Here is a 14,355-nt window from a genome sequence, read left to right as displayed (position 1 = left end):
GATTCCAGCGTCGCGATGGGCCAGGCAAGCCGGCGTCGACGTCTCGGCGATGCTGAGCGTGCACAACGCCTCCGAGACCCGCTGGTGGTCCAACGCATCGCCTATTTCGACACCGCAGGCAAGCAGGTCGAGAGCTATCTGAAGGGTCCGGGGAGAGCGAGATTGCCAGCCCCTTGCTCAAGCCTTGATGCTTGGCGGCGTCGGCAATGCACATTACCCTTTCATCAGCCCCGTCCGCCCCGGACGGCCAGCAAGAACTGACGCGGCCAGCCGGTGCAGCGCCGGCTGCTCAACAAGAACAAAACGAGGAATGCCCATGACGTCCAGCTTCGATTTCGCGCCCCTGTTTCCGGCGGGGCTGCCGGCCCCTTCTGCGCGCTGGACGGGCCTTGCAAAATACAGCTTCGTCGGCGGCAACAACGATTCCGAACAAGTCCCGCTGGAGGGCCTGATCGAGGCGACCAACCTGGTGCTGCAACGCGAGGGCCGCTCACTCGCCACTTACGGGCTCGCGCATGGTCCGCAGGGTTACCTCCCCTTGCGCGAATTCCTCGTGACGAAACTCAAGCGCGATGCCGGCATCAATTGCACGGTCGACGATCTCATGATCGTGTCTGGCTCGCTCCAGGCGCTCGACCTCGTCAATGCCGCATTGCTGGCGCGCGGCGACACCGTGATCTTCGAGCAGGAGAGCTACCAGGGCTCGCTGACGCGCCTGGCGCGGCTCGGCGTCAACGTGGTGGGCATCCCGCTCGATGAGGACGGCATGCGCATGGACGTGCTGGCCTCGACGCTCGCCGACCTGAAAAGCCGCGGCATCCGGCCGAAATACATCTACACCATTCCGACCGTGCAGAATCCCACCGGCAGCATCATGCCGGAGAGCCGACGCGCCGAGCTGCTCCGCCTGTCATCCGAATACGGCGTGCCCATCTTCGAGGACGATTGCTATGCCGATCTCGTCTGGTCGGGGCAGCGGCCGCCCGCGATCTACGCGATGAGCCAAAACGGCGGCGTCATCCATATTGGCTCGTTCTCGAAGTCGATCGCGCCGGCGCTGCGCGTCGGCTTCGTCGTGGCGCCCTGGGAAGTGATGTCGCGGATGCTGGCGCTGAAGACGGATGCCGGCTCCGGGGCGCTGGAGCAGATGGTGCTGGCCACCTATTGCAAGCCGCATTTCTCGGCCCATGTGCCGGCCCTGACCAAGGCGCTGCGCACCAAGCTCGACACGTTGATGGAAGCGCTCAACGAGCAATTCGGGACGGCGGCCGAGTTCGAGGAGCCCAAGGGCGGAATCTTCCTCTGGGTGAAGCTGCCCGACCAGGTCGATACGCTGAAGCTCTATCAGGCCGCGCTCGCCGCCGGCGTCTCGATCAATCCGGGATCTGAATGGTCGACCAACAAGAGCCACTCCAGCTCGCGGCTGCGGCTGTGCTTTGCAAGCCCGACGCATCAACAGATCCGCGAGGGAATCGCGGTGCTGGCGGACATCTGCCGCAAGGAGTTCGGCGTGCCCGCCCGCAGCGCCAACGTCGAGAAGCCGGCCTGATGCTTATAGCTTGGGCATGATCTTGCCGGAAAACCGCTTCACACTTTGCGCTGACGCGGCCCTTCGGGTCCGGATCATGCCCGATCAGGCCGCCTGGGGCTGGCTGCGGTGGATCGCGGCGGCCAGACGCAACAACAGGACGATCGAGACGTTGCCCTTGCCCACCTCGATCTGGGCGATGTAGCGCTCGGAAATCCCGGAGCGGCGGGCGAGCTCGCGGCGCGACAGCTCGCAGCGCGTACGCGAGGACCGCAGGCGATCGCCCAGCTCGGCCAGAAACGCGGTTTCGGAATAAGGCGGCACCGCGCAGCTCCCCGGGAGCACTTCGCCCACAAAATCCATGACTTGATTCAGCATTGGTCCATCCACGCTTCGCCTTGGGGAAGCGCATCCTAGCCTGGATGGGGCCCGCCTCATTTGACGCGGATCAAATTCGCGCGCGATCGGCAGTCGGCGTGGACGACCCTGCGGGGGATGCTACACTTTGGAATTCTTCGAGGCGGGGCTTACCAGGATATGACGGGTTGTTTGAGCCGCTGGACCGCGGCTTTGCTGCTGTGGGTCGCACTCGCGTCCACGGCGCGCGCCGAAACATTGGCTGCGACCGTCGAGCAATGGGGCCTGCTCGGCTCCTGGGCAGTCGACTGCGCGGCCCGGCCCGACCGGGACAAGGGCGCGCTCCTGACTTACGAGACCAGGAAGGACGGCCGGGTCATGTATCGGCGTCATTTCGGCGATACCAAAGACGAGAGCGAGGTCGTCTCCGCCACGGTCAACGCCGAAGGTCTGCTCAATGTGATGGTGTTCTTTCCTTCGCTGCATCAGACGCGCGAATTCGGGCTATTGTTGCAGAAGGACGGCAGCTTGCGCGCAGTCTACAATCGCAGCGAGCGCGGCGAGTACACGATCAGGGACGGCATATTCGTTGCAACCGGCGCGCCGACGCCGGCGCAGCAACGCTGCGATTGATCCTCATTTTTTTGCATGATCTCATCGGAAAGCCGCTGCGCAGTTTGCGCTGACGCGGCCCTTCGGGTCCGGATCATGCCAGCTGAACATCCGTTCAGAATTCTCTTCCCGTTCCTCCGGAACGTTCGCATGCATGCGCGGTTTAGATGTGCATTCGATTGGAGGAAGGACATCATGAAGAAGCTTGGTTATGTGGTTGCGGCTCTGGGTGCGCTTGTGATCGCGGCGCCGTCGGTGGCAAGTGCGGAGACAGTGGTGATCAAGCGCGGCGGCTATCACCATCATCATCACGGCCCGTACGGCGCCCGCGCTGAATTCCGCCGGCATCGCGACCATGGCTGGCATCGCCACCATCGCGGTGACCGCGTGGTCGTGATCAAGCGCAGCCACCGCCATCACCACTGGGACTAATGCGCAACGCAACAACAGAGATGGCCCCTCGCGGGGCCATTTTCCTTGCGTGTCTGGCTCTAGTCCCACACCGGCGCGAAGCCTGGATTGACGCAGCGCTTGTCCTTTGCCAGCGCGGCGATCTTGTTGCGGTCGGCGTCGTCGAGCGTGATCTTCAGCGCATCGAGATTGGCCTTTTGGCTGTCGCGGCGCGACGCCTTCGGGATCGCAGCAACGCCGTCCTGGTCGAGCAGCCATTTCAGCGCGACCTGCGCTGCGGTCGCGTCGTGCCTGCTACCGATTTCAGCCAGCACCGGATCGGTCGCGAAACGTCCTTGCGCCAGCGGACAATAGGCAACCAGCGGGATCGACTTGGCCTCGAGATAAGCCAGCAGCTTCGACTGATCGAGCATGGCGTGATATTCGACCTGATTGCAGACGATCGGCGCCTTGATCTCCTCGACCGCGATCTTGAGTAGCGCCGTGGTGAAATTGGCGACACCGATGGCTCGCGTGCGCCCTTCCTGCTTCAACTTCATCAGAGTTTCGAACACCGCACCCCAGTTCGCGGATGTCGAGGGCCAGTGCACGAGATAGAGGTCGACATGGTCGAGCCGGAGCTTGTTCAGGCTGGCATCGAAGGCGCGCCGGATCGCATCCGGGCCGAGATTCTCGTGCCAGACCTTGGTGGTGACGTGGAGCTCGCCGCGCGGCACGCGCGAGGCGGCGATGGCCGAGCCGATCGGCTCCTCATTGGCGTACATCTCGGCGGTGTCGATATGACGATAGCCGAGCGCGAGCGCGCTCTCGACCGCGGCACGGCAGGCATCGCCCTGCATGCGGAAAGTGCCGAGGCCGAGCTTGGGCATGCTGATGCCCTGTGTCTTCAGATGGTCCATGAAACAGCTCCTGACATCATTCATCCCGCCAGAGGCGCGGTGAGGCCGCGGCGACAGACTCTTCGGTGATGGAAAAGAAGTGGCGGGAGCAGCGATGGTAGCGTGGAAGGCGCGGCGGGGCCAATCAAGATCGGGTTAGGAACTCCCGCCCGTCATGCCTGGGCTTGTCCCGCCTGCGCGGCCGAAGCCGCTTCGGCGTGGCGAAGGCCCGGGCATCCACGTTCTTCGTGCCGTGCGGCAAGTCGTGGATGGCCGGGTCAAGCCCGGCCATGACGATACCGAGAGAACTTCCCGATCTCACGAATGCTGTGCCACCACGGCCGGGCGCGGCTGCGGCTGCGGCACGATATCGACCGACCAGAGGTCGCGGTTGTCGACGTCCTTCAAGGTCACCGTCATCACCCCGGACGCGCCGTCGATGTCGACACGGCCGAAGAACTGCAAGCCGAAGCAGGGCGCCAGGTTCTCGCCCTGCTCGGCCCTGCAGCCGTGCTGATACATCGCGACCGGGCCGAAGGTGTCATCGAGCTCGCCGGGGCCCCAGGTGCCGGCGTGGAGCGGGCCGGAGACGAACTCCCAGAACGGCTCGAAATCCTGGAATTGCGCCTTGTTGGGATCGTAGTAATGCGCGGCAGTGTAGTGCATGTCGGCCGTGAGCCAGACGATGTTGCGAATGCCGGCGCGCTTGATGGAGCCGAGCAGGTCGGCGATCTCGTGCTCGCGCCGGTCGGGCAGCCCGTTGCCGAGCGCAACGGCGTCCAGGCTGATGAGGCCGATCGGCAAGTCGGCCGCGATCACCTTCCAGGTCGCGCGCGAGGCGGCAAGCTCGCGCTTGAGCCAGGCGAGCTGCTCGGCGCCGAGGATCCAGCCGCGATGGTCGCCGCCCTTGTTCCATGTGCCATCGCGATAGCTGCGCATGTCGATCATGAACACGTCGAGCAGCGGGCCGTAAGCGATCTTGCGATAGACCCGGCCCTGCCGCGCGGCGATGTCGCGGATCGGCATGAAGTCGAAGAAGGCGCGGCGGGCGCGCGCGACCAAGAGCGGCGTGCCGTCGTCCTCATAACCGGCGGCATCGTAGCTGCCGGTCGGCGACCAGTCGTTGGTGACCTCGTGATCGTCCCACTGCGCGAACATCGGCACCTCCGCATGGAAGGCGCGAAAATGTTCGTCGAGATGGTTGTATTTGTAATTGCCGCGGAACTGCGCCAGCGTCTGCGCGACCTCGGATTTCTCCTCGGTAACGAGGTTGCGCCAGGTCTCGCCGTTCGGCAGCTTCTGTTCGGCAGGTATCGTGCAGTCGGCGTAGATGTGATCGCCGGAGTGGATGAAGAAGTCCGGACGGTTGTCGCGCATGGTGCGATAGCTGCGATAGCCGCCGCGCGAGACGTCGATGCCCCACCCCTGCCCCGCGGTGTCGCCGGACCACAGGAACGAGATCGACTGGCCAGTTGCCGGCGCGGTGCGGAAATGTCCGACGCGGCTTTCGCCGGCGACGCCGGTTGCGATGTCGTCGAAGCGAACGCGATAGAAGATGTCCTGACCGGGCGGCAGATCGTTCAGCAGAAGCTTTGCCGTGAAGTCGGCGTCAGGCAGCGCATCGCGCGAGACCGACGCGATGATGGTGTTGAAACTCTCGACGGTCGAACATTCCACCTGCATCCGCGCGGGCCGATCAGCGCGCGCCCAGATCACGGCGGAGCCGTCGGAGACATCGCCGGACTGGATGCCCCCTGCGATCTGCGGGCGATCCGCCGCGCGGCTAATGGAGGGCTTCGCGAGCGAAGCGATGGCGAGGCTGGAGGCGGAGCGGACCAGGAACTGTCGCCGGGTCCATGCGCGCGGGGCGCGGGGCGATGCCATTCAGGAGACCTTCGTCGAATCACGACGGAAGGTGCCTGCGCTCCTTGACTCCCGGCTTACGGTTTCTTTACTCCGCGCCTAAGGTTTTGCGACGCGGGGATGATGGCTATGAGCTAGCGCTTCCAGTTGCAGATGCCGCCGGAGCGGCAGGGCCAGGTCTGGATGCGCGTGTCCATCGCCTGTGCGTCGAGCGGATTGCCGTGGCGATGCGATAGCCTGGTGCGGGCTGCGCCACGCGGCTGGCTGCTCTTGGTATGAGCAACCTTCGGCTCCGGCACGCGCACGCGTTCGGCTGCAACCTTCTTCGGCACGTCGATCGGCTCGGCGCGTGCCTGCGCCTCGTTGCCGCCCCGCGCCTCCATAGCCACCGGCGCGAATTGCGTCTCCGGCCCGAGCCGCTTCGGCGACAGCACCGCCTTGGAGAGATCGAGACCGAGATATTCGCCCGGCTTGTAGTCGTCGGCGCGCGCGAGGCCGGCTCCTGCGAGCACCAGGACAACCGCAATTGCAAAAGAAGCACTTTTCAGGACCACGGACGCCTCCTGAAATTGATCATGAAAGGGGTAATTTACCCCTATCTAGGAGGCATCGCGCGCAATTCCAGCGGTGAATGCCGCCGTGGTTAAGAAGTTTGGCGGTGTCACGCGACCTTTCGCGTCGCCCCCGTCTCATCCAGGAACCCCATCAGGCGGCTGCGGATGATCTGCTCGGCCTCGGCCATGATGCGGTCGACGAGTTCCTTGCAGGAGGGGATGTCGTGGATGAGGCCGGCGACCATGCCGCAGCTCCAGGCCCCCGCGTCCATCTGGCCGTCCAGCATGATCTTGGGATAGACGCCGGCGACCTGATCGTGAATGTCGTCGATCTTCAGGCTGGCGCCCTTCTCGCGCTCGATCTCGATGAGGCGATCGACATTGGCGTTCTTCAGGACGCGCTCGGTATTGCGCAGCGCCCGCATGATGAGGCGCGTGTCGAGTTCGGTGGCCGCGACCAGCGCGTTCTTGACGTTCTGATGCACCGGCGCTTCCTTGGTGGCGATGAAGCGCGTGCCCATGTTCATGCCGGCGGCGCCCAGCGACAGCGCGGCGACGAGGCTGCGCCCGTCGGCCATGCCGCCCGAGGCAACGAACGGGATCCTCAGTTCCTCCGCTGCTCGCGGCAGCAGGATCATGTTGGGTATGTCGTCCTCGCCAGGATGACCGCCGCACTCGAAGCCGTCGACGCTGACGGCATCGCAGCCGATGCGTTCGGCCTTCAGCGAATGACGGACCGAGGTGCATTTGTGGATCACCTTGATGCCCGCGGCCTTCAGCGCCGGCATGTAGGCTTCCGGGCTGCGGCCCGCAGTCTCCACCGCCTTGATGCCGCCCTCGACGATGGCCGCGATGTATTCCGGGTAAGGCGGCGCAGCGAAGGTCGGCAGGAAGGTGAGATTCACACCGAACGGCTTGTCGGTCATGTCGCGGCAGCGCGCGATTTCCTTCGCGAGCAATTCCGGCGTCTTCTGCGTGAGACCGGTGATGATGCCGAGCCCGCCGGCATTGGAGACGGCCGCCGCCAGCTCGGCAAAGCCGACGAAATGCATGCCGCCCTGGATGATCGGATGCTCGATGCCGAACAGTTCGGTGATCGCAGTCTTCACGTCGGTTTCCTCCCAAAGCCTCGTTTGATGTCGGGTCCAGTCTAACCGTAGTCGCGTGCCGTGGTCACCATTTCTCTCCGAACGGGCGGATCTCCATCTCGAAGGTCCAGGCGCTCTTCGGCTGCTGGTAGAGCTGCCAATAGGCGTCGGCGACCGAGGATGGCGGCATCAGGAGATCGGGATTGTCCAGCGCATTCGGCCCGAGCGCCTCAAGCCGGCGCTGGCGCACCCATTCGGTGTCGACGCCGGAATCGATGATGAGGTGAGCGACGTGGATGTTCTTGGGCCCGAGCTCGCGCGCCATCGCCTGGGCCACCGCACGCAGGCCGAACTTGGCGCTGGCGAAAGCGGCAAAGCCGCTGCCGCCGCGCAAGGACGCGGTGGCGCCGGTGAAGAAGATGTTGCCGCCGCCGTGCGGCAGCATCAGCCGCGCCGCTTCGCGGCCCGCCAGGAAGCCGGAATAGCAGGCCATCTCCCATACCTTCCGGAACACGCGCTCGGTGGTGTCGAGGATCGGGAAATTGACGTTGGCGCCGACGTTGAAGATGCAGACATCCAGCGGCGCGTGCTTGTCGGCATCATCGAGGAAGGCAATGACTTCGTCCTCTTTGCGCGCATCGAGCGAGCGCGCATGGATCTCACCACCGGCAGCTTCGATATCCTTCACCAGCGGCGCGAGCTTGTCGCCATTGCGACGGCCGGCGAAGACGGTAAAGCCTTCGCCGGCGAACTTCTTGGCGATCTCCGAGCCGATGAAATCTCCGGCCCCGATGACGGCCGCAGTGGCGTTTCGCTTGGGCAAAGTCGCCTCCTCCGATGAGCCGCGCCGTGGGCGTGGCAAGCGCGCAGTGCCCCGAAGGCTATAGTTCTAAAATAGAACTGTCAAACCCCATGGGTAAATGTTAGCTTCCATGACGAATTGTCCTGACCCTTCAAGTCAGTTCTTTTTTCAGACTGATTGCCCGCGGAGACCGCACATGAAATGGGACACGCTGGACGAAGAAACCTGCTCGCTTGCTCGCACCATCGCGGTGATCGGCGACCGCTGGACCCTGCTGATCCTGCGCGAGTGCTTCTTGCGCGTGCGGCGGTTCGAGGCGTTCCAGTCCTCCCTCCAGATCACCCGGCACCTGCTCTCGGAGCGGCTGAAGAAGCTGGTCCGTTTCGGCATCCTGCGCCGCGTGCCCTATTCCGATGCGCCCAAGCGCTACGAATACATCCTCACCCAGAAGGGCCTCGACCTCTACCCGATCATCATGGCGATGGTGCATTGGGGCGACGCCCATATGGGCGACGAGCGCGGCCGCCCGATGCTGCACGAGCACAAGACTTGCGGCAAGCTGTTCGACCCCGTGATGGTGTGCTCGGAATGCGGCGAGGTGCTGCATGCGAAGCAGGTACATGTGCATGCGGGACCGGGGCGACGCGAGGCGGTCGGGTGAGGGAGGCAGGCGAACCTCACTAACCGTCATTGCGAGGAGCCCTTGCGACGAAGCAATCCAGAATCCTTCCGCCGAGACAGCCTGGATTGCTTCCGCCTTTGCCAAAGGCTTCAGCGGACAAGTCGCTGCGCTCGCAATGACGGCAGCGGCAACCTCAATGACCGCGCGCCGGCGCGCTCAGATCGATCCGGCGCAGCACGGCTGCGGTGGGAATCATCAGCAGCGCGACGATCGCGAGCGTCCAGAACACATCGATATAGGCGAGCAGGTCGACCTGCCGCTGCAAGGTCTTGCCGACCCAGGCCACCGCCTGCGCGGCGGCGTCGCTTGCGTTCGAGCCCTGCGCCTGGAAGTAACGCGTCATCGCGTCGATGGTCTGCTGGTAGCCGAGATCGGACGGCGCGGCGTGCTCGACCAGCCTGCTCTGGTGAAATTGCTGGCGTTGCGCCAGCATGGTCTGCGCCAGCACGACACCCATCGAACCCCCGATGTTGCGGGCGACATTGATCAGCGCCGAGGCCTGGTTGGTCTTGTCGGGCGGGATGCCGTCATAGGAGGCGGTCGTCACCGGCAGGAACAGGAAGGGAAGACCGAACGCGAGGAAGATGCGCGACAGCGCCGCGTAGCCGTAGGTGATATCGCCCGTGAGTCCAGTGAGATGCCACATCGAGAAGGCGACGATCGCGGCGCCGAACATGATGAGGTATTTCGGCTGTACCGTGCTGACGAGGCGCCCCACCACCGGCATCAGCACCAACGTTGCGATACCGCCCGGCGACAGCGCAAGTCCGGCCAGCATGGCCGTGTAGTTCAGCTCGGTCTGGAGCAACTGCGGCAGAAGCTGGGTGGTCGAGATCAGCACCGCGCCGGTGGCGAGCATGACCAGGAAACAGGCGGCGAACTGACGCCGGCCGAGCAGGCGAAGATCCACGATGGGATCCTTGCGCGACAATTCCCACGGGATCAGCGCGAGCAGCGACACGGCCGCAAGCACCGCGAAGACGACGATCATGTTCGATCCGAACCAGTCCTTGCGCTGGCCTTCATCGAGCACGAATTCGAGCGAGCCGAGCCCGATCGCGACGAGAGCGAAGCCGACATAGTCGACACGCAGGCCCTTGCTGAGCAGCTTCTGCCTCTCCTCCTCCGCACCAGATGGTTCCTTGACCAGCGAGCCGACCAGGAACAGCGACAGCAATCCCATGGGGACGTTGATCAGGAACACCCAGTGCCAGGTGTAGGTGTCGGTGATCCAGCCGCCGAGCGTCGGGCCGATCACCGGCGCGACCACGACGGCCACGCCGTAGATGGCGAAAGCCTGGCCGCGCTTATGCGGCGGAAAGGAATCGGCAAGGATCGCCTGCTCGCTAGTCGCCATGCCGCCGCCACCGAGGCCCTGAAGAATGCGGAACAGCACGAGCGATTCCAGATTCCAGGCGAAGCCGCAGAGCAGCGAGGCCAGCGTGAAGGTCGCAACGCAGATCATGTAGAAGCGCTTGCGGCCGATCACCGTCGACAGCCAGCCCGAGATCGACAGCACGATGGCGTTGGCGACGAGATAGCTGGTGATGACGTAGGTGCTCTCGTCGATGCCAACCGCGAGGCTGCCAGCGATGTGGCGCAATGCGACGTTGGCGATGGTAGTGTCGAGCACCTCCATGAAGGTCGCGATCGAGACCACGAAGGCGATCAGATAGGGATTGTGCCCGCCCGCGGCCGACCGCTCCGGCGACCATCCGCCGGCGGACGCGCCGCCTTGCGTGGCATCCGTCATCGCACCCTGGTCCAGGGCACGACCGACATGCCGGGACCAACGGGCAGATCGGGCGGCCAATTGTCGACCACGATCTTCACCGGCACGCGCTGCACCACCTTGACGTAATTGCCCGTGGCATTCTCGGCCGGCAGCAGGCTGAAGGCCGTGCCCGAGCCGGGCTGCACGGACTCGACGTGGCCGGTCAGCTTGCGGCCGGGATAGGCATCGATGCGAATCTCGACCGGCTGGCCCGGCCGCATGTCGCTCAGCTGGGTTTCCTTGTAATTGGCGACGATCCAGACCTCGTCGGGCACGAACATCATCAGGCTCTGACCGGCCGTGACGAACGTGCCTTTGGCGCCCGAGAGCTTGACCACGCGGCCGGACTGCGCCGCGACGACGTTGGTGTATTGCAGGTTCAGCCTGGCCTGGTCGAGCTGCGCCTGCGATTGCGCGAGCTGCGCCTTGGCGCCTTCGCGCTGCGCTTGCAGCGTCTTGATGCCGAGTTGGGCTGCGGTGACCGCAGTCTTCGCGCGCTCCGTGTTGGCCTGCTGCGCCTGGAGATCGGACCGGGTCTGCTGCTGGCGCTGCACGGTGCCGGCGCCTTTCTCGACCAGCTCTTCGGCGCGCTTGAACTCCTCCTGCGCGAACTGAAGCTGGGCTTGCGCCTGCTCGAGCTGGGCTTGGGCCTGCTTGATCTGCTCCTCCTGGGAGACGATCTGCGCCTCGACATTGTCGATATTCGCCTTGGAGACCGCGACCTGCGCGTCGGCCTGCTCGATCGCGATCCGGTAGTCGCGCTCGTCGATCTTGGCCAGGAGATCGCCGGCCTTGACGTGCTGATTGTCGGTGACAGGGATATCGGTCACGTAGCCGCCGACCTTGGAGGCGACCGAAAAGCTGCGCGCGGCAACGAAGGCGTCATCGGTGGACTCGTAGTGCCGAACATCAAGCCAATAAAGCAAAGCGCCGGCGAGCGCCGCAATCAGCACAAGGACGCCGACGGTCGCAAGCAGCCAATGCTCGCGGAGCCGGTCGCGCAACGACGGCGTCGGCTTGTCCGCCTTATCTTCGCCGTGGAGAACCTGATCGGGATTGAATGTCGGAGCTTCCTTCGCCTTCTGCGGCTGCTCCACAGACGGCCTACGCTCCCGGGTTTGAGCATCCACGGTGGCACCTATTCTCGGGCTGACGGCAGCAAGCAACTTGAACGTGCTTGCGCACCGGGAGCCCAACCGCAGTGCAGAACCATGGTTCCCTGGTGCTCAAGCGCCTCTGCCTTTCGTGAACGCGGTGCGCAAAAAAGAAGCGCGGCACCGGCGCCGCGCTTCTCCATGATATCGTTTAAAGGAGCGCACTTCAGTGCGTCTTGGTCTCGTGCCACTTCTCGAGATCGGGTTTCACCTCGTCCGAGCCCTGTTCCTTCTCTGGATTGCCCTTCCAGGGCTTGTCCGTTTGCCTGTGCGAACCCCAGTCGCTCTGCTGTCGGGGATCGTCAGTGGGTCGTTCCTTGCTCATCGGATCGTCCTTTCGTTAGGCGAAGGGGACACCGTAATAGGCATTGATCCCGCGGACGGCGGCATCGTCGCCCCAGTTCCACTCGGTCTTCTCGCCGTATTTTGGCGCACCTTCCAGATCCTTGGCGGTAATCGCAGTAACGTAGCCGCCGAGTTCGGTGTCGTATCTCAGCGACTGCCAGGGCAATGGATAGTGATCATTGCCGAGGCCGAGAAAGCCGCCGAAACCAAGCACCGCGTAAGAGACCTTGCCGCTGATCTTGTCAATCATGACCCGTTCGATCGAGCCGATCTTGTTCCGATCGGCGCCGTAGACGGCTGTTCCTTCGACCTTGTCGCTTCCGATCAGCCGGCCCATCTCGTTGCGGTCCAGTTCGCCCTGATTCAGCATCGTCATTCTCCACTCAGCCATTTGTGAATCAACCGCAAGGGGTGAGTGATCGTTCCGGCGCGTGTTCCGCAAGAGCTTGGGAACATCGCCACAGACAACCGGTTCTCTGAGGCTAACGAGGCCGCAACCAAGAGAGCCGCCCGCATGTCCCAGACCGTCTCCGACTTCATCGTTCAGCGCCTGCATCAATGGGGCGTGCGTCATATCTTCGGCTACCCCGGAGACGGCATCAACGGCGTGTTCGGCGCCATGAACCGGGCCGAAGGCAAGATCGGCTTCGTCCAGGCACGGCATGAGGAGATGGCGGCGTTCATGGCGACCGCCTACGCGAAATTCTCAGGGCAGCTCGGCGTCTGCATCGCGACCTCCGGTCCAGGTGCCTCGCATCTCGTCACTGGTCTCTATGATGCATTGCTCGATCACCAACCGGTGCTGGCGATCGTCGGCCAGCAGGCTCGCAATGCGCTGGGCGGCCATTATCAGCAGGAACTTGATCTTCTCTCGATGTTCAAGGACGTCGCCGGCGCCTATGTCATGCAGGCCTCCTCGCCTGCGCAAGTGCGACACCTGATCGACCGCTCGGTCCGGATCGCGCTGGCGCGGCGGACCCCGACCGTGATCATCCTGCCCAACGACCTGCAGGAAGAGACCTACGAGGACCCGCCCCGCGCTCACGGCACGCTGCATTCCGGCATCGGCTATAGCGTGCCCAGAATCATGCCCCGCGACGCCGATCTCGACCGCGCGGCCGACGTCCTCAATGCCGGCAAGAAGGTTGCGATGCTCGTCGGCGCCGGCGCGCTTGGCGCCACCGACGAAGTCATCGCGGTCGCCGACCGGCTGTCGGCCGGCTGCGCCAAGGCGCTGCTCGGCAAGGCCGCGCTGCCCGACGACCTGCCCTGGGTCACCGGCTCAATCGGCCTGCTCGGCACCGAGCCCAGCTACAACATGATGATGGAGTGCGACACGCTGCTGATGGTCGGCTCCGCCTTTCCCTATGCGGAATTCCTGCCCAAGGAAGGCGCAGCGCGCGGTGTGCAGATCGACATCGACGCCAGCATGATGTCGATCCGCTTTCCCATGGAGGTCGGCCTCGTCGGCGATGCCGCCGAAACATTGCGCGCGCTGTTACCGCGACTCGCGGCGAAGAGCGACGGCGCCTGGCGCAAGGGCATCGAGGACGATGTCGCAAAATGGTGGACGACGCTGGACGACCGCGCGCATCAGCCGGCTGCGCCCGTCAATCCGCAGCTCGTCGCCTGGGAATTGTCCCCGCGCCTGCCCGACCGCGCGATCATCACCAGCGATTCCGGCTCCTGTGCCAACTGGTTCGCGCGCGACCTGAAGATGCGCCGCGGCATGACGGCGTCACTCTCGGGGGGCCTCGCCTCGATGGGCGCTGCGGTGCCTTACGCACTCGCCGCCAAATATGCCCATCCGGACCGGCCGGTGATCGCGCTGGTCGGCGACGGCGCCATGCAGATGAACAACATGGCCGAGCTGATCACGGCCGCGAAATACTGGCGCTCGTGGCGGGATCCGCGCTTCGTCGTCTGCGTCTTCAACAACGAAGACCTCAACCAGGTCACCTGGGAGCAACGCATCATCAACGGCGATCCCAAGTTCGAGGCCTCGCAGCGCATTCCCGATGTTTCCTATTCGCGCTTCGCCGAGCTGATCGGCCTGCGCGGCATCTTCGTCGACAGCCCAAAGCTGCTCGGCTCGGCCTGGGAACAGGCGCTGGCGAGCGAGATGCCCGTCGTGCTGGAAGTGAAGACCGATCCGGAGGTGCCGCCGCTGCCGCCGCATATCACGCTGCAGCAGGCGAAGAATTTCTCGCTCGCGCTGCTGAAGGGCGATCCCAACGAAAGCGGGATGATCAAGGGAGCAGCGCGGCAGGTGTTCGAATCGATCATGCCCGGTAAGCAATGAGGTGA

15 protein-coding genes are annotated in these 14,355 nt (G+C 64.3%); 5 read left to right on the top strand and 10 right to left on the bottom strand.

The window, feature by feature from the left end:
- Positions 1–316: 316 nt before the first annotated feature.
- Complete coding sequence (locus BCCGELA001_RS11450; RefSeq protein ID WP_060735326.1) at positions 317–1,549, top strand: aminotransferase-like domain-containing protein; 1,233 nt, start codon at positions 317–319, stop codon at positions 1,547–1,549.
- Between the two features lie 84 nt (positions 1,550–1,633).
- Here the strand turns inward: BCCGELA001_RS11450 and BCCGELA001_RS11445 are convergent, their stop codons facing one another.
- Positions 1,634–1,906: a helix-turn-helix domain-containing protein gene (locus tag BCCGELA001_RS11445; RefSeq protein WP_008551420.1), complete on the bottom strand. Its 273-nt coding sequence runs from the start codon at positions 1,904–1,906 to the stop codon at positions 1,634–1,636.
- Between the two features lie 159 nt (positions 1,907–2,065).
- Here BCCGELA001_RS11445 and BCCGELA001_RS11440 point away from each other — a divergent pair, with 159 nt between their 5' ends.
- Both BCCGELA001_RS11440 and BCCGELA001_RS11435 read left to right on the top strand, forming a co-directional pair.
- The gene (locus tag BCCGELA001_RS11440; protein ID WP_060735325.1) at positions 2,066–2,518 is read left to right on the top strand and encodes a hypothetical protein; all 453 of its coding nucleotides are present in this window, start codon (positions 2,066–2,068) and stop codon (positions 2,516–2,518) included.
- 174 nt (positions 2,519–2,692) lie between these two features.
- Complete coding sequence (locus BCCGELA001_RS11435) at positions 2,693–2,929, top strand: hypothetical protein (protein WP_008551423.1); 237 nt, start codon at positions 2,693–2,695, stop codon at positions 2,927–2,929.
- 59 nt (positions 2,930–2,988) lie between these two features.
- Here the strand turns inward: BCCGELA001_RS11435 and BCCGELA001_RS11430 are convergent, their stop codons facing one another.
- The 5 genes from BCCGELA001_RS11430 to BCCGELA001_RS11410 all read right to left on the bottom strand — a co-directional run bounded on the left by BCCGELA001_RS11430 (position 2,989) and on the right by BCCGELA001_RS11410 (position 8,114).
- The gene (locus BCCGELA001_RS11430) at positions 2,989–3,807 is read right to left on the bottom strand and encodes an aldo/keto reductase (RefSeq protein WP_060735324.1); all 819 of its coding nucleotides are present in this window, start codon (positions 3,805–3,807) and stop codon (positions 2,989–2,991) included.
- Positions 3,808–4,104: 297 nt separating this feature from the next.
- On the bottom strand, positions 4,105–5,670 hold the full coding sequence (locus tag BCCGELA001_RS11425; protein ID WP_060735323.1) for an alkaline phosphatase D family protein: 1,566 nt from the start codon (positions 5,668–5,670) through the stop codon (positions 4,105–4,107).
- A 113-nt stretch (positions 5,671–5,783) separates the two neighbouring features.
- Entirely contained in the window at positions 5,784–6,203 is a 420-nt protein-coding gene (locus BCCGELA001_RS11420; protein ID WP_060735322.1) for a hypothetical protein, read from the bottom strand.
- A gap of 107 nt (positions 6,204–6,310) precedes the next feature.
- Positions 6,311–7,312, bottom strand: a complete 1,002-nt coding sequence (locus BCCGELA001_RS11415; protein ID WP_060735321.1) for an NAD(P)H-dependent flavin oxidoreductase — start codon at positions 7,310–7,312, stop codon at positions 6,311–6,313.
- Positions 7,313–7,376: 64 nt separating this feature from the next.
- Positions 7,377–8,114 (bottom strand): SDR family oxidoreductase, encoded by a 738-nt coding sequence (locus BCCGELA001_RS11410; RefSeq protein ID WP_060735320.1) that lies wholly within the window; start codon positions 8,112–8,114, stop codon positions 7,377–7,379.
- A gap of 175 nt (positions 8,115–8,289) precedes the next feature.
- Between BCCGELA001_RS11410 and BCCGELA001_RS11405 the strand changes: the two genes are divergently transcribed.
- Positions 8,290–8,754 (top strand): winged helix-turn-helix transcriptional regulator, encoded by a 465-nt coding sequence (locus BCCGELA001_RS11405; protein WP_008551446.1) that lies wholly within the window; start codon positions 8,290–8,292, stop codon positions 8,752–8,754.
- Between the two features lie 154 nt (positions 8,755–8,908).
- On the opposite strand, the gene BCCGELA001_RS11400 is transcribed toward BCCGELA001_RS11405, so the two are convergent.
- The 4 genes from BCCGELA001_RS11400 to BCCGELA001_RS11390 form a co-directional block, all read right to left on the bottom strand.
- Complete coding sequence (locus BCCGELA001_RS11400; protein WP_060735319.1) at positions 8,909–10,528, bottom strand: DHA2 family efflux MFS transporter permease subunit; 1,620 nt, start codon at positions 10,526–10,528, stop codon at positions 8,909–8,911.
- Positions 10,525–11,679, bottom strand: coding sequence for an HlyD family secretion protein (locus BCCGELA001_RS11395; RefSeq protein WP_060735318.1), 1,155 nt, complete (start codon positions 11,677–11,679; stop codon positions 10,525–10,527). The genes BCCGELA001_RS11400 and BCCGELA001_RS11395 overlap by 4 nt, the downstream gene beginning before the upstream one ends.
- Positions 11,680–11,869: 190 nt before the next feature.
- Entirely contained in the window at positions 11,870–12,028 is a 159-nt protein-coding gene (locus tag BCCGELA001_RS38300; protein ID WP_008551460.1) for a hypothetical protein, read from the bottom strand.
- A 15-nt stretch (positions 12,029–12,043) separates the two neighbouring features.
- Complete coding sequence (locus BCCGELA001_RS11390; RefSeq protein WP_060737611.1) at positions 12,044–12,418, bottom strand: PRC-barrel domain-containing protein; 375 nt, start codon at positions 12,416–12,418, stop codon at positions 12,044–12,046.
- A gap of 144 nt (positions 12,419–12,562) precedes the next feature.
- On the opposite strand from BCCGELA001_RS11390, the gene BCCGELA001_RS11385 reads away from it, so the two are divergent.
- Positions 12,563–14,350: a thiamine pyrophosphate-requiring protein gene (locus BCCGELA001_RS11385; RefSeq protein WP_060737610.1), complete on the top strand. Its 1,788-nt coding sequence runs from the start codon at positions 12,563–12,565 to the stop codon at positions 14,348–14,350.
- Positions 14,351–14,355 lie beyond the last annotated feature (5 nt).

This window comes from Bradyrhizobium sp. CCGE-LA001 (assembly GCF_000296215.2).
Taxonomy (GTDB): domain Bacteria; phylum Pseudomonadota; class Alphaproteobacteria; order Rhizobiales; family Xanthobacteraceae; genus Bradyrhizobium.
Note: the sequence above shows the minus strand (reverse complement) of the source record. Positions and strands in the feature narration are given on the sequence as shown.

Bases quoted from the DNA above. Each gene is read 5' to 3' on its own strand.
- BCCGELA001_RS11450 (WP_060735326.1), top strand. From the start codon at position 317: ATGACGTCCAGCTTCGATTTCGCGCCCCTGTTTCCGGCGGGGCTGCCG.
- BCCGELA001_RS11445 (WP_008551420.1), bottom strand. From the start codon at position 1,906: ATGCTGAATCAAGTCATGGATTTTGTGGGCGAAGTGCTCCCGGGGAGC.
- BCCGELA001_RS11440 (WP_060735325.1), top strand. From the start codon at position 2,066: ATGACGGGTTGTTTGAGCCGCTGGACCGCGGCTTTGCTGCTGTGGGTC.
- BCCGELA001_RS11435 (WP_008551423.1), top strand. From the start codon at position 2,693: ATGAAGAAGCTTGGTTATGTGGTTGCGGCTCTGGGTGCGCTTGTGATC.
- BCCGELA001_RS11430 (WP_060735324.1), bottom strand. From the start codon at position 3,807: ATGGACCATCTGAAGACACAGGGCATCAGCATGCCCAAGCTCGGCCTC.
- BCCGELA001_RS11425 (WP_060735323.1), bottom strand. From the start codon at position 5,670: ATGGCATCGCCCCGCGCCCCGCGCGCATGGACCCGGCGACAGTTCCTG.
- BCCGELA001_RS11405 (WP_008551446.1), top strand. From the start codon at position 8,290: ATGAAATGGGACACGCTGGACGAAGAAACCTGCTCGCTTGCTCGCACC.
- BCCGELA001_RS11400 (WP_060735319.1), bottom strand. From the start codon at position 10,528: ATGACGGATGCCACGCAAGGCGGCGCGTCCGCCGGCGGATGGTCGCCG.
- BCCGELA001_RS38300 (WP_008551460.1), bottom strand. From the start codon at position 12,028: ATGAGCAAGGAACGACCCACTGACGATCCCCGACAGCAGAGCGACTGG.
- BCCGELA001_RS11390 (WP_060737611.1), bottom strand. From the start codon at position 12,418: ATGCTGAATCAGGGCGAACTGGACCGCAACGAGATGGGCCGGCTGATC.
- BCCGELA001_RS11385 (WP_060737610.1), top strand. From the start codon at position 12,563: ATGTCCCAGACCGTCTCCGACTTCATCGTTCAGCGCCTGCATCAATGG.